We start from the raw sequence: 14,768 nt of genomic DNA, 5'->3' as shown, positions 1-14,768 counted from the left end.
TCGCTTGGTGGCCCCGACGAGCGTCGCGAACAAAAGTTCGCAACCCTCGTCGGGGAATCATTCCTGAATGTCACCCACAAATATTTTACTCACACTAGTCTAAAAAGTGGACACGGAGAACAGAGAGATTATAATAAACTTAATTACAATAGGTTCGAGGTGTCCAATCATGAAAAAGAGAGCATTTGATAAAGAGTACAAGATTCAAGCGGTTGAGTTATGCTTGGAGGGGGACAAGTCCATCGCTCAAGTGGCAAAAGAGTTAGGTTTGGCTTACAACACTCTTCACCGTTGGGTTAAAGAATACAAAGAAAGCGACGGAAAGAGTTTTGTGGGTTCAGGCCATATCAAGCCGCAAAATCAAGAAATCATTGAATTACGCCGTCGTAATCAAGAATTGGAGGAGGAATTAGCGATCCTAAAAAAGGCGCTAGGCATCTTCACCAGAAACCAGAAGTAATTTACGCGTTCATTTTTCAACATCGAAATGAATTTCTTGTTGTGAAGATGTGTCAAGTGCTCGGTGTTTCAAGAAGTGGGTATTACGATTGGCTCAAGCGCGCGAAAAGTAAACAGAAAGAACGAAAAGAACAACTAACTCAACAGATTCGAAATGAGTATCTAAAGTCCCGTAAGATTTACGGAAGCCCAAAAATTACGCAAGAACTGCGCAAACAAGGGATTCGTGTGTCTCAAAAGACGGTCGCTCGCATCATGAGCGAAGAAGGATTGAGATCCATTACCGTCCGTAAATTCAAAGCCACTACGAACATCAACCATCCTTACAACGTATATGACAATCTATTGAAACAAAACTTCCAAGCAACGGCTCCGAATGAAGTATGGATGGCGGATATTACGTACATTCCTACCGACGAAGGTTGGTTGTATTTAGCGAGCATCATGGATTTATATACTCGCAAGATTGTAGGATGGTATATCGATACACGAATGACGAAAGAATTAGTCATCAAAGCGTTACAACGAGCGTTAAACAACGAGAAACCAACAGGGAGAGTCCTTCATCACTCGGATCGTGGGAGCCAATATGCTTCGAATGACTATCAACAGCTCTTACAGGAACATCATTTTCAAGTGAGCATGTCGAGACGTGGAAACTGTTACGACAACGCTTGTATCGAGTCATTTCATAGCCTCATCAAGAAAGAGTGTATTTATCTGAATCGATTCCGCACGCGAAAAGAAGCGAAACAAGCCATTTTTGAGTACATCGAATGCTTCTACAACCGTAAAAGAAGTCATTCCGCCCTTGGCTATGTATCGCCATGTGAATTGGAGGCTGCTTACTACGCTAATCAGAGAAAAGTAGCTGCCTAAGTTCAGCTATTTCTCTCTGTTTAATGTGTCCGTTTTCTTGACATAACACCACATTTTTATCATACAACTTCTTGTTCATCAAAACAAAAAGCCCCATCACCAAAATGGGCGCAGCTTGATTTTCACTTTTAGTTTTCGCTAAAATACGATAGAGTTTGTCTGGATCTCACATTTCGCACCCTAACAAGGTCAAAACAAAGGATTTTTTATTTAGTTTTTCAGAATAACTTTTTGACCAACACAACGAGCGATGGCAATCCTTTTTTTACCATCGCTGGTCGTTCCGTATCACGTTACACGTAGATGCTCTCATCCATGCCCAATCCCTGCAGAATCCTTCGCTGATCAGGGGTAAGGGAGCGATCCAGTGAGCGTTGGATGCGCCCATCCGGCAGCTTGAACAGGACGACGTTCACATATTGAAACAGCTGAAAAATCGCCTGTCCCGTCGGCCGGGTCAGCTTGCGGCCTCCAGGACCCTTCAACGGGTGTTCTGGAGTAATAAACTGACGCACTCGGCGCTGAAAAACGCGGTAAATCGCCAAGGCCAACAGAAACAAATAGCCTAATACTGCGACCCGTTCTGGTTTTTTGACGTAAATCTCATCCGTGAAAAACGGATCTTTCAAAAAAGCGAAGTTCATTTCCACCGAGATCTGCCCTTTATACAGCTTCAAGATCTCTTGGGCATCCATGGGTTGGCCCTTCCATTCCTTCGGAACGGTCGTGACAAGGACAAACCGGGACGCTTTCCGTCTTGCCTGTTCCCACGCGTCTTGGTCGAATTCGACGTCAAGGTGCAAGAAATACAGCGTCTCCACCTCGGGTTCCGCCCCTTTTTTCGGCCGTCCGCGCCGTTTTTTCAGGCGTACGGTCTCTTCGACCGCGGCCTCAACCCGATGAAACCGGGGGCGAAGGGACGCCTTGAGGGACGCCAAGGCTTGTTCGGCATCTTCCCGGCAGGAGAAGGGGTGGCGTTCCCAACGGGCTTGTTCCTCGCGAAGAAGCTCCGCTTCTTTGGTTCGTTCTTTTTCAAGCGTCTTTCCTTTTCGCTGGTCGAGCGCGCTCGATTCAACAACGATCAGCCGAACGGGGTGGCCTTCATAGGTCGAGGCCGTTTCCCATACCCGGTACGTGGCGCCGTTTCTCTCCGCCAACGTAAAGGGATCGCTCCACGTCGTGTCCTCAGCATCCGCTTCGGCCAGCGCGGTTTTCACGATCCGGAGCGACGAAGGGCCTCTGGTGATCAAAAAGGCGTTGGCCGCTTTGGTTTGCGCCAGGGTCTCTTTCGTCATCGCGGCAGAATCGGCCACGTAAATCCATTCGTCTTCGATTTTGGCCTGCTTCAGCTGTTCATGGACACGAGACAGCACCTCGGGATTCCATGTTTTATCGGGCAGGTTGCCATCGTGCACATCGCCGTAAAACGGGATGCCGTCCTCGTTGCCGACCAGTCCGAAACCGATCTGTTTTTGCCAACGATGATGGCGGTTGTAGCCATGTGTGATTTGTAAGGCCTCTAACGAGGCCGATTCATACGCGCCGTAAACGGTCTTGTCCGTCGTATCGGCGTGGAAGGCTCGGAGGGAAAGGCCTTCTTTGCGATAAATATGAATCAAGCAAGTGCTGATGACGTTGTGAATGCCAGCCTCATACAGGCGATCGAGATGACGGGCCAACGCATCGTCGTTCAACCAGGAAGGATGGAGATCGGGACGGATGAGTTTCTCACAATCGACCTCCTGAGCCCAATGTTCCAAGTGAACAAGGGCTTGCCGGCCGTCAAACACATTGTAGAGGATGGCCTGAACGGCATCGCTGACTCGCGTTTGGCACTGCGGATCGACGGGCACGAGATGGTCAATCAATTGAGGCAGACCCAGTTTCTTGAATAGGGCACTTATTATATTCAAATAAGAATTGCGATAGACCTTTTTGACTTGAACGTTCATAAGAGAAAAACTCCTTTACGTTCCTTGTGTGTCAAGGATTCATTCGACATCGGAACGAAAAAATCCTCCCGATTTTCGTCGAGAGGGTGCGAAATGTGAGCTGGATAATGCTTTTGACCTTTATTTATTCAGCAAAATATACCGATAAAAGAATAGGGAACATATAGATAAACCCGTGGTGCTAGATAAAATCTCAAGACATAAAAACAGCCCTTGCATGAGGATCTCCTTTAAAATGAAAGTGCGAACAAACATCCAAAAGGAGAAGTCCCATGCAAGAGCACTTTCATTTTACAATAGACCAAGCAAAAATTCAAAAGCAATATGCCGCGATCTTATTCTTTGTATCAGAACAATTGCCTTGTATCCAGATGTATTTACAACGTCGAAATTGTCATTTGTTGAAGCAAGAGGATGAGGTCATCATCGCCATTCACATTCTTGGAAAATTGCTGGGGTTTACTTCGGAACGGGCTTGGCATCGATTTGTCATTGGAAACCTGTTCACAAAGGAAATGTTCCCAGAGCGCTCTCGATACAACCGTCGATGCCGGTCGTTGCGTTGGGCGATCAAATGGATTCGTCACCAACTCGCCAAACGTGGACAACATCACGCTTATGCGGTGGTGGATAGCTTACCCATTGAACTCTGCCACCACGCACGAATGTATCGCGTCAAACGATTTCAAGGAATCGCAGATATTGGGTATTGTGCATCCAAAAAGATGGCTTACTATGGATTTAAGCTTCATCTTCAGATTACCGACCAAGCGCTTCCGATGGGATATGTCCTGACCGAAGCATCCTGCCACGACCGGACAGCTGCGGAAACCGTGATGGCCCAACTTCCTCATCCGTATACACTTGGCGACAAAGGATATGTGAGCCAAGCCTTGCAAAAGAAACTATACGATGAATACAAAATCGCTTTTTGGACGCCTGCTCGGAAAAATCAACGAGTTGCGCAATCAAAAAAATGGAAACAATGGATGAAGCAAAAACGCAAAATCGTCGAAACTGCGTTCTCGGTTTTAGTGGATTCATTTCGGATTACGGAAATTCGTGCCAATTCGGTTTCTGGATTTGAAACAGCGCTTGATGGCATTTTATTGGCCCATTCTCTCGTTGTTCTTGGGCTAGTGGAGCGTTGACGCTCAACTAGCACCACGGGTTAATTATTCAATGATTCTTCAAAATGCAAAAATCAGGCCCACTAAAAAATCCCCTGCCAAAATGTAGAGGCAGGGGATTCATTATACAAACAACTCTGTGAACAGCGGGAGATACTTCAAACCATCATGCTCGATACTCGTCTATAAAAGATTCAATTCCCTTGGCTTTCAATTCCTTTACCCGTCGTTCGGCGTTCTCTCGCTCCACAAAACTTCCGGCCACAACGCGGTAAAAGACTTTCCCACCTACCGACGGTCGAGAAGGTTTTTTGTTTGCTTTCGGTTTCCACCCATGCGCTTTGGCTAGTCCATGCGCATGCGCCAATGCAATTTTCCGCAGGTTGGCATCCGACTTCAGAAAATCGGCATCGTCCTTGTTGTCGATAAACCCGTTTTCCGTTAGAACGGCAGGCATTTTCGTCTCGCGAAGGACGGCATAATCCGCTTCTTTCTTCCCTCGGTTCTTGAATTTCGTTTCGGCGACAATGGTATCATGCAACACATTTCGCAACGCCTGTGTTTTTGACTTACTAGAATACGAACCGCGGTAAATATACGACTCGAATCCCTCGCCGCCTCCGGCGTTGATGTGAATACTGCAAAAATGATCCGCGTTTAGGCGGTTGGCAAAGGCGGCGCGCTCGCTCAAGCTGACAAAGACGTCTTTTTCGCGCGTGAGGTAGACTTTGACGCCTTCATACAGCTCATAAATGTAGTCGCGCGTATAGAGCGCAATTTTCAGCGTCAAATCCTTTTCGCGAAGTCCGTTCGCCGTTGCGCCGGGATCATAGCCCCCGTGCCCCGGATCGATCACTTGGATGAAGTCAGACATATTCACCCCTCCCTCCTTTCTTAAGTTAACCTCTTGTTAACTACATTATAGATTAACTTATAGTTAACTGTCAATAAAAAATTTCTAATTTGTTAACAAGATTTACGTTAGCTTTTTGTTAACTTATAATATCTGTAGAGTTATTAAATTAACGGGAGGTTTACAAATGAGTTTCCCTCAAAGACTAAGAATGTTAAGAAAAGCAAAAGGTTTAACACAAGAAGAACTGGGACGAAAGGTTAATGTTACTAAAGTATCAATTTCGGGATATGAGAGTGGAAATAGAACACCAGACATGGATACTTTAAAAGCTTTGGCTGATGCATTGGATGTAAGTATTGACTACCTATTAGGACGGGATAATACCCAACCCACCGACACCAAGCTCCCCGCCCTCACCGAGAAAGACGAGCGCGACATCCAAAAGGAGCTGGAAAAGATCATCAAAGGACTCAAAACAGGAAGCGGTTTCGCCGCATTCGGCGGAGTGGACATCGACGAACTCGACGAAGAGGATCGGGAGCTACTGATCGCATCTCTGGAAAACTCGCTCCGCCTCGCCAAGCGCATCGCAAAGCAAAAATTCACGCCGAAGAAATATCGAAAAGAATAACCATCTCCAGGGGGTTCGCTATGGCTGAAAAGATCAAACAAATTGTAGAGAAGATGATCCGAAAGCACGGCACGAACAACCCCTTTGAGATCGCATCACAGAAAGGCATTGTGCTGTTGTTTGAGCCGCTGGGCGGGATATACGGGTATCATCATACGTTCCGTCGGATTCAAATTATCCATATTAACGATGAGTTGGACGAGCCAACGCAACGCTTCGTTTGCGCGCACGAGCTGGGGCATGCGGTTTTGCATCCCGAACTTAGCACTTCATTTTTGCGAAAAAACACACTTTTCTGTATGGACAAAGTGGAAAGGGAAGTGAATGAGTTTGCGGTGGAATTGCTTCTGTCCGATGATGTTCTCTATACATACCGCGGCACTGATGCAACCATTTACGAGGCCGCGGCGGCGTACGGCATCCCCAAGGAGGTGGTGCATCTAAAAAATTTTGACCACTGAACCAAACATATATTCTACACTTTTGCAAGGGGAGGAGATGACATGGCTAGCATTCAAAAAACCAAGAGCGGCTGGCGCTATCGTGTTTCCTACAAAGAAAATGGGAAATACAAAACGAAAACGAAAGGAGGTTTTCGGACGAAGAAAGAAGCGGAGCTTGCGGCTGCTGAATTAGAGAAACAACTGCACAAGGGATACGACATCAACGCAGGGGATCAACTCTTCTCTGAATATATGCGGAATTGGTTCGAGTTGTATAAAAAGGGGAAATACAGCTTAGCGCACGAAAGAAACATTGAGTTATCTGTTCAATTGGTTGAAGAATATTTCGCTGGGGTTAAATTGAAAGATTTGACGCGCGACATGTACCAAAAGTTCATCAACGAAATCGGCAAAAACCATACGACAGCGACAGTACGAAAACGACACACATATATTAAGTCGTGCCTCCGTGATGCGATTGAAGAAGGAATTATCACCCGTGATCCCACGTATAAAGTGGTCATAAAGGGAGAAGTAGAAGCAAAATCGGAAGAATTGAAATATCTCAATTTTGACGAAGTGAAGAAGTTGATAGCAGAAATAAAAAAGGACATGAAACCTAAATATATCTCTCGATACATCATTTTATTTGCAATCGCCACTGGTGCTCGTTTCTCGGAAATCATGGGCCTGACATGGGATTGCGTTGATTTCAAAAACAAAACAATCACGATTAATAAGACTTGGGACTTTAAAGGGGCAAATGACTTTAGCGATACAAAGACGTTCGATTCAAAACGAACCATTACGGTCGATAACGAGACGTTAAATATGCTCAAAGAACTGCGAAAGTATCAAAATGAATTAGCTATGAAAACAGGATTACGAAACACGAAAAATTTAGTGTTTATCAACTCAAAAATGGAAATTGTGACAAATAACGCAGTCAATAAAACGTTGCGATCATTATGCAAAAAAATCGGGATTAAAACGATCACTTGCCACGGGCTCCGTCATACTCACGCATCCATGCTCTTGTATAAAGGAGTAAATATCAAATACGTTTCTCGACGACTGGGCCATAAAGATATTGTAACCACTTTACAAACGTACTCGCATATTTTAGATGAGATGGAGCAAAAAGAGTCTCGGCAAGTTGATCTCGCGATGGAGGAGCTGTATCATGCCAAATAGCCGTGCAAAATTCGTGCAAAATTTTTTCGGATTCTATCGTTTTTTTCGGGATTCCCAAAAAATGAAAAATGACCGCAAATGCGGTCATATCAAGGGGTTCAGCAACTTCAACCCGAACGAATCGTATGTAGATGGCGTCCCAGGAGAGATTCGAACTCCCGACCGACGGCTTAGAAGGCCGCTGCTCTATCCTGCTGAGCTACTGGGACATAATCAACATGACACTCTAATGTTCTCGATGCCTCTTCCTCTGCCAGCCAGCTCCAAGAAGCTTGATGCGTCGGGGCAACTTGAAGCCCATTCGACGATGTCTCCCTCGTTGCTCTATCCTGCTGAGCTACTGGGATGTAATACAGATGATGCCCGAACATCCCTCACCGTTTCTCTAAATAAAGAAAAGCGGGTGATGGGAATCGAACCCACGACTTCAGCTTGGGAAGCTGAGGTTTTACCATTAAACTACACCCGCATGATTGATTAACTTGTCCTTACAACCAAGAGGAACGGTTGCAATAAAAAATATAATCATTAACCGTTTTTTTGTCAATACTTTTTTACAAAATTGATTGGACGCGCTCGAGAGGATTCGAACCCCTAACCTTCTGATCCGTAGTCAGATGCTCTATCCAATTGAGCTACGAGCGCATGACAGAGAGCGGAAGACGGGACTCGAACCCGCGACCCCCACCTTGGCAAGGTGGTGTTCTACCACTGAACTACTTCCGCATTATGAAGGAAGTTCATTCCTTCAAAACTAGATAACCGTGTGGGGGAAGAAGCCGCGGCGCTTCCGCTTTTTGTCTAGCTCCGGCCGCCATCGGCTCGCGACGCTTCGGTCCTGCTGCGGCGGCGACAGCCTCCTCGCAGGCCCTCCAGCGCGTTTCGCCGATAGGCAGGCGGCCTCTGCTTTTCGTACTGTCTAGCTCCGGCTCGCCGCCGCTCGGGGTCAAATAACCTTCTCCCTCGGGGTGCAAGCACCCCTGCGGGCGAAGAACATTTGCCCGTCGCGGCGAACCGCTCGCCTCCGCTTTTCTAGGTTAAGCCCTCGATCGATTAGTATCCGTCAGCTCCACGTGTCGCCACGCTTCCACCTCGGACCTATCGACCTCGTCATCTTCGAGGGATCTTACTCGCCTAACGCGATGGGAAATCTCATCTTGAGGGGGGCTTCACGCTTAGATGCTTTCAGCGCTTATCCCGTCCGCACATAGCTACCCAGCGGTGCCCCTGGCGGGACAACTGGTACACCAGCGGTGCGTCCATCCCGGTCCTCTCGTACTAAGGACAGCTCCTCTCAAATTTCCTGCGCCCGCGACGGATAGGGACCGAACTGTCTCACGACGTTCTGAACCCAGCTCGCGTACCGCTTTAATGGGCGAACAGCCCAACCCTTGGGACCGACTACAGCCCCAGGATGCGATGAGCCGACATCGAGGTGCCAAACCTCCCTGTCGATGTGGACTCTTGGGGGAGATCAGCCTGTTATCCCCGGGGTAGCTTTTATCCGTTGAGCGATGGCCCTTCCATGCGGAACCACCGGATCACTAAGCCCGACTTTCGTCCCTGCTCGACCTGTCCGTCTCGCAGTCAAGCTCCCTTGTGCCTTTGCACTCTCCGAATGATTTCCAACCATTCTGAGGGAACCTTTGGGCGCCTCCGTTACCTTTTGGGAGGCGACCGCCCCAGTCAAACTGCCCACCTGACACTGTCTCCCACCCCGCTAAGGGGTGCGGGTTAGAATTTCAATACCGCCAGGGTGGTATCCCACCGACGCCTCCACCGAAGCTGGCGCTCCGGTTTCTCAGGCTCCCACCTATCCTGTACAAGCGATACCAAAATTCCATATCAGGCTGCAGTAAAGCTCCACGGGGTCTTTCCGTCCTGTCGCGGGTAACCTGCATCTTCACAGGTAGTATAATTTCACCGGGTCTCTCGTTGAGACAGTGCCCAAGTCGTTACACCTTTCGTGCGGGTCGGAACTTACCCGACAAGGAATTTCGCTACCTTAGGACCGTTATAGTTACGGCCGCCGTTTACTGGGGCTTCGGTTCGCACCTTCGCTTGCGCTAAGCGCTCCCCTTAACCTTCCAGCACCGGGCAGGTGTCAGCCCCTATACTTCGCCTTTCGGCTTCGCAGAGACCTGTGTTTTTGATAAACAGTCGCTTGGGCCTTTTCACTGCGGCTCTTCCAGGCTCTTCACCCGAAAGAGCACCCCTTCTCCCGAAGTTACGGGGTCATTTTGCCGAGTTCCTTAACGAGAGTTCTCCCGCGCGCCTTAGGATTCTCTCCTCGCCTACCTGTGTCGGTTTGCGGTACGGGCACCTCTTCCCTCGCTAGAGGCTTTTCTTGGCAGTGTGGAATCAGGGACTTCCGGATCGAATCCGTCGCCATCACAGCTTAGCCTTACGGCCAGCGGATTTGCCTACTGGCCAGCCTCACTGCTTGGACAGGCTCTTCCAGCCGCCTGCTCACCCTATCCTCCTGCGTCCCCCCATCGCTCAAACGGGAAGGAGGTGGTACAGGAATCTCAACCTGTTGTCCATCACCTACGCCTTTCGGCCTCGGCTTAGGTCCCGACTAACCCTGAGCGGACGAACCTTCCTCAGGAACCCTTAGGCTTTCGGCGCAGAGGATTCTCACCTCTGTTTTCGCTACTCATACCGGCATTCTCACTTCTAAGCGCTCCACCAGTCCTTCCGGTCTGGCTTCTCTGCCCTTAGAACGCTCCCCTACCGATGACCAACGGTCATCCCGCAGCTTCGGCGGCACGTTTAGCCCCGGTACATTTTCGGCGCAGAGTCACTCGACCAGTGAGCTATTACGCACTCTTTAAATGGTGGCTGCTTCTAAGCCAACATCCTGGTTGTCTTCGCAACTCCACATCCTTTTCCACTGAACGTGCACTTAGGGGCCTTAGCTGGCGATCTGGGCTGTTTCCCTCTTGACCACGGATCTTATCACTCGCAGTCTGACTCCCAAGGATAAGTCATTGGCATTCGGAGTTTGACTGGGTTCGGTAACCCGATGAGGGCCCCTAGCCCAATCAGTGCTCTACCTCCAACACTCTTGCCTTGAGGCTAGCCCTAAAGCTATTTCGGGGAGAACCAGCTATCTCCAAGTTCGATTGGCATTTCACCCCTACCCACACCTCATCCCCGCACTTTTCAACGTGCGTGGGTTCGGGCCTCCAGCCGGTGTTACCCGGCCTTCACCCTGGACATGGGTAGATCACCTGGTTTCGGGTCGACGACGACGTACTCATGCGCCCTGTTCAGACTCGCTTTCGCTGCGGCTCCGCCTTCCTGGCTTAACCTCGCACGCCATCGTCACTCGCCGGTTCATTCTACAAAAGGCACGCCATCACCCATGAACGGGCTCTGACTACTTGTAGGCACACGGTTTCAGGTTCTCTTTCACTCCCCTTCCGGGGTGCTTTTCACCTTTCCCTCACGGTACTGGTTCACTATCGGTCACTAGGGAGTATTTAGCCTTGGGAGATGGTCCTCCCTGCTTCCGACGGGATTTCCCGTGTCCCGCCGTACTCAGGAGCCGCTCGGGAGGGAACGAAGTTTGGACTACAGGGCTCTCACCTTCTCTGGCCGGCCGTTCCAGACCGGTTCGTCTACCCCGTTCCTTTCTCACTCCCATATGAGCGGTCCTACAACCCCAAGAGGCACGCCTCTTGGTTTGGGCTGTTCCCGTTTCGCTCGCCGCTACTCAGGGAATCGCGTTTGCTTTCTTCTCCTCCGGGTACTAAGATGTTTCAGTTCCCCGGGTGTGCCCTCCATGCCCTATGGATTCAGGCATGGATCCTGTCCCATTACGGACAGGGGGTTCCCCCATTCGGACATCTCCGGATCAACGCTTGCTTACAGCTCCCCGGAGCGTTTCGGCGTTTGCCCCGTCCTTCATCGGCTCCTAGTGCCAAGGCATCCACCGTGCGCCCTTTCTAGCTTAACCTAAAGCGTCTCGGCTTCTTCCTTATTGTCTAGCTTCGGCGCCTAGCTCTCTTCTGCCAAACAACCTCCTCCCTTGGGATGTAAGCATCCCTGCGGGTGAAGAACATTTGGCTTCGAGATCGCCAGGATGGCGATATTTCGCCGTTGCCCGCAGGACGCGGGCGGCCTTTAGGCGAAATTTCGGCGCCTCAGCTTTTCCGGTTATCTAGTTTTCAAGGAACGAAGTCGCTCCATTGAGCTTGCTTCTTCGCTGGTTTGCGTCGAGGAATCTGGCTCCTCTGAACCTGCTTGTAGACGCAGACGCAAACGAGAAGGAATTCTCATTCCTTCAAAACTGAACGAAACGAAAGCGCGATTTGTTAATGGTCGGTCGTTCGCGGCCTTCCCTTTTCGTATTGTCTAGCTCCAGCGCCTGGCTCTCTTCTGCCAAATAACCTTCCCCCTCGGGGTGCAAGCACCCCTGCGGGTGAAGAACATTTGGCTTCGAGAGCCGATCGCGGCGCTTCCGCTTTTCGTACTGTCTAGCTCCGGCCGCCATCGGCTTGCGACGCTTCGGCCCTGCTGCGGCGGCATAGCCTCCTCGCAGGCCCTCCAGCGCGTTTCGCCGATAGGCGGGCGGCCTTCGCTTTTCCCCTTAGAAAGGAGGTGATCCAGCCGCACCTTCCGGTACGGCTACCTTGTTACGACTTCACCCCAATCACTTGCCCCACCTTCGGCGGCTGGCTCCCGTAAGGGTTACCTCACCGACTTCGGGTGTTGCAAGCTCTCGTGGTGTGACGGGCGGTGTGTACAAGGCCCGGGAACGTATTCACCGCGGCATGCTGATCCGCGATTACTAGCGATTCCGGCTTCATGCAGGCGAGTTGCAGCCTGCAATCCGAACTGAGAGCGGCTTTTTGGGATTCGCTCCCCCTCGCGGGTTCGCAGCCCTTTGTACCGCCCATTGTAGCACGTGTGTAGCCCAGGTCATAAGGGGCATGATGATTTGACGTCATCCCCACCTTCCTCCGACTTTTCGCCGGCAGTCCCTCTAGAGTGCCCAACTGAATGCTGGCAACTAGAGGCAAGGGTTGCGCTCGTTGCGGGACTTAACCCAACATCTCACGACACGAGCTGACGACAACCATGCACCACCTGTCACCCTGTCCCCCGAAGGGGGAACGCCCAATCTCTTGGGTTGTCAGGGGATGTCAAGACCTGGTAAGGTTCTTCGCGTTGCTTCGAATTAAACCACATGCTCCACCGCTTGTGCGGGCCCCCGTCAATTCCTTTGAGTTTCAGCCTTGCGGCCGTACTCCCCAGGCGGAGTGCTTATCGCGTTAGCTGCAGCACTAAAGGGTGTGACCCCTCTAACACTTAGCACTCATCGTTTACGGCGTGGACTACCAGGGTATCTAATCCTGTTTGCTCCCCACGCTTTCGCGCCTCAGCGTCAGTTACAGGCCAGAGAGCCGCCTTCGCCACTGGTGTTCCTCCACATCTCTACGCATTTCACCGCTACACGTGGAATTCCGCTCTCCTCTCCTGCACTCAAGTCCCCCAGTTTCCAATGACCCTCCACGGTTGAGCCGTGGGCTTTCACATCAGACTTAAGGAACCGCCTGCGCGCGCTTTACGCCCAATAATTCCGGACAACGCTCGCCCCCTACGTATTACCGCGGCTGCTGGCACGTAGTTAGCCGGGGCTTTCTCGTGAGGTACCGTCACCGCGCCGCCTTGTTCAAACGGCGCTCCTTCGTCCCTCACAACAGAGCTTTACGACCCGAAGGCCTTCTTCGCTCACGCGGCGTCGCTCCGTCAGACTTTCGTCCATTGCGGAAGATTCCCTACTGCTGCCTCCCGTAGGAGTCTGGGCCGTGTCTCAGTCCCAGTGTGGCCGGTCACCCTCTCAGGCCGGCTACGCATCGTCGCCTTGGTGAGCCGTTACCTCACCAACTAGCTAATGCGCCGCGGGCCCATCCGCAAGTGACAGCCAAAGGCCACCTTTCAACCGAAGACCATGCGGTCTTCGGTGTTATCCGGTATTAGCTCCGGTTTCCCGGAGTTATCCCGGTCTTGCGGGCAGGTTGCCCACGTGTTACTCACCCGTCCGCCGCTGACCAAACAAGAGCAAGCTCTCATTCGGTCCGCTCGACTTGCATGTATTAGGCACGCCGCCAGCGTTCGTCCTGAGCCAGGATCAAACTCTCCAAAAGAAAGTTGATTGGCTTTGTAAGCTTCGGCGCCGACACCAAACGTGTCAAGCGGCCTCCACTTTTCGAATTGTCTAGCTTCGGCCGCCATCGGCTCGCGACGCTTCGGTCCTGCTGCGGCGGCGATAACCTCCTCGCAGGCCCTCCAGCGCGTTTCGCCGATAGGCGGGCGGCCTCAGCTTTTCGTTGCGCTTCGTTTCGTTCAGTTTTCAAGGAACAAGGAATGCAACCTTATCACGACATTTATTATTATAAACCATTCTCTCAAAATGTCAACTGCTGTTTTATTGTTGTTTTGTGTATGGCTCTTTTCATTGCCGCGCTTGTTCCGTCGCGGCAATTATTTATTATACTCAATCTTTATTATTTGTCAATAACTTTTTTTGTAGTCTCTCTGTTTCACAGCCATTTGATCATCGCTTCTCGGCATCGATCGAAACGACGTTTTTTATTATATATACGATTCGATTTTATGTCAACTACTTTTTTAATAAAGCGGAGATCCGTTTCGTACCTGGAAATAACGGTTAAAACCATATGCAAACCTCTCCGGCTGACGAGCAGCCATCCGCGTATGATAAAGATGGCGTTTTACAGCCACGACTCCCTGTCTTTCCCCTATAGATCAGGAAACGGAATTTGTTCATGAACCTTTTTGCAGGCAAGCGCCGCTCTTTTTACGCTTAAAGTTCGCAGGCATCGCCTCGACCGCCGTATGATATAATAAGGAAAGAATTTCGGCAAATCATGAATGACCGACAGCGAACAACTGCGCTAAGGAGGAAAAAGATCACGATGGATCATCCGTTTTCTGTACTGCTTGACGCCTATCGCCGCCTTTGGCCGAACCGGTCACTGACGTCGGAATCGCTCGATGAGGAGGAAAGCAAGTCTCTTCTATATGAAATGATCACCCGAGAGCTGCGCGATGAGTGGACGCATCCGCGCGTACGGCAGACGCCCGAGGTGAAGTTTTATTACGCCGTTAAACGAGTAGCCTCCTCTGACTTGCCGAATGACATGAAAATTGCGCTGATTCAAGCGTATTTGACGGCAATGGAACAATGACAAG

9 protein-coding genes, 4 tRNA genes and 2 rRNA genes are annotated in these 14,768 nt (G+C 50.3%); 6 read left to right on the top strand and 9 right to left on the bottom strand.

What is annotated here, in order from left to right; all coding sequences use genetic code 11:
* Nucleotides 1–169 precede the first annotated feature (169 nt).
* Nucleotides 170–1,338, top strand: a protein-coding gene (locus GS3922_RS05365; protein ID WP_089134985.1) for an IS3 family transposase whose coding sequence is annotated in 2 segments (ribosomal slippage) — nucleotides 170–437 and nucleotides 437–1,338 — 1,170 coding nt in all. Because the reading frame shifts where the segments join, the coding sequence is not laid out codon by codon here.
* A 293-nt stretch (nucleotides 1,339–1,631) separates the two neighbouring features.
* Here the strand turns inward: GS3922_RS05365 and GS3922_RS05360 are convergent.
* Nucleotides 1,632–3,290, bottom strand: coding sequence for an IS1634 family transposase (locus GS3922_RS05360; protein ID WP_063165521.1), 1,659 nt, complete (start codon nucleotides 3,288–3,290; stop codon nucleotides 1,632–1,634).
* A gap of 272 nt (nucleotides 3,291–3,562) precedes the next feature.
* Here GS3922_RS05360 and GS3922_RS05355 point away from each other — a divergent pair, with 272 nt between their 5' ends.
* On the top strand, nucleotides 3,563–4,441 hold the full coding sequence (locus tag GS3922_RS05355; RefSeq protein WP_008881892.1) for an IS982 family transposase: 879 nt from the start codon (nucleotides 3,563–3,565) through the stop codon (nucleotides 4,439–4,441).
* A 145-nt stretch (nucleotides 4,442–4,586) separates the two neighbouring features.
* Here GS3922_RS05355 and GS3922_RS05350 read toward each other — a convergent pair whose 3' ends face one another.
* Nucleotides 4,587–5,294, bottom strand: a complete 708-nt coding sequence (locus GS3922_RS05350) for an N-acetylmuramoyl-L-alanine amidase (RefSeq protein WP_063165520.1) — start codon at nucleotides 5,292–5,294, stop codon at nucleotides 4,587–4,589.
* Between the two features lie 166 nt (nucleotides 5,295–5,460).
* Here GS3922_RS05350 and GS3922_RS05345 point away from each other — a divergent pair, with 166 nt between their 5' ends.
* From GS3922_RS05345 to GS3922_RS05335, 3 genes are read left to right on the top strand one after another with little or no spacing between them, the layout of a single operon-like run.
* Entirely contained in the window at nucleotides 5,461–5,907 is a 447-nt protein-coding gene (locus tag GS3922_RS05345) for a helix-turn-helix domain-containing protein (protein ID WP_013144062.1), read from the top strand.
* Nucleotides 5,908–5,927: 20 nt separating this feature from the next.
* A complete protein-coding gene (locus GS3922_RS05340; RefSeq protein WP_063165519.1) occupies nucleotides 5,928–6,368 on the top strand; it encodes an ImmA/IrrE family metallo-endopeptidase in 441 nt (146 codons plus the stop codon).
* A 42-nt stretch (nucleotides 6,369–6,410) separates the two neighbouring features.
* Entirely contained in the window at nucleotides 6,411–7,544 is a 1,134-nt protein-coding gene (locus GS3922_RS05335; RefSeq protein WP_063165518.1) for a tyrosine-type recombinase/integrase, read from the top strand.
* A gap of 132 nt (nucleotides 7,545–7,676) precedes the next feature.
* On the opposite strand, the gene GS3922_RS05330 is transcribed toward GS3922_RS05335, so the two are convergent.
* The 7 genes from GS3922_RS05330 to GS3922_RS05300 all read right to left on the bottom strand — a co-directional run bounded on the left by GS3922_RS05330 (nucleotide 7,677) and on the right by GS3922_RS05300 (nucleotide 13,699).
* A tRNA-Arg gene (locus tag GS3922_RS05330) sits at nucleotides 7,677–7,753 on the bottom strand.
* Nucleotides 7,754–7,942: 189 nt separating this feature from the next.
* A tRNA-Gly gene (locus GS3922_RS05325) sits at nucleotides 7,943–8,013 on the bottom strand.
* Between the two features lie 102 nt (nucleotides 8,014–8,115).
* A tRNA-Arg gene (locus GS3922_RS05320) sits at nucleotides 8,116–8,189 on the bottom strand.
* A 9-nt stretch (nucleotides 8,190–8,198) separates the two neighbouring features.
* Nucleotides 8,199–8,270, bottom strand: a tRNA-Gly gene (locus GS3922_RS05315).
* Nucleotides 8,271–8,284: 14 nt separating this feature from the next.
* Nucleotides 8,285–8,494, bottom strand: coding sequence for a hypothetical protein (locus GS3922_RS05310; protein WP_063165517.1), 210 nt, complete (start codon nucleotides 8,492–8,494; stop codon nucleotides 8,285–8,287).
* 83 nt (nucleotides 8,495–8,577) lie between these two features.
* Nucleotides 8,578–11,505: ribosomal RNA gene (locus GS3922_RS05305) — 23S ribosomal RNA — on the bottom strand.
* 637 nt (nucleotides 11,506–12,142) lie between these two features.
* Nucleotides 12,143–13,699, bottom strand: a 16S ribosomal RNA gene (locus GS3922_RS05300).
* The 16S and 23S rRNA genes sit together here, the layout of an rRNA operon.
* A gap of 792 nt (nucleotides 13,700–14,491) precedes the next feature.
* Here GS3922_RS05300 and GS3922_RS05295 point away from each other — a divergent pair.
* Nucleotides 14,492–14,764, top strand: coding sequence for a hypothetical protein (locus GS3922_RS05295; protein WP_063165516.1), 273 nt, complete (start codon nucleotides 14,492–14,494; stop codon nucleotides 14,762–14,764).
* Nucleotides 14,765–14,768: the final 4 nt, after the last annotated feature.

This window comes from Geobacillus subterraneus (assembly GCF_001618685.1).
Classification (GTDB): Bacteria; Bacillota; Bacilli; order Bacillales; family Anoxybacillaceae; genus Geobacillus; species Geobacillus subterraneus.
The sequence above is the reverse complement of the archived record's forward strand: the minus strand, read 5'-3'. Positions and strand labels throughout refer to the sequence as shown.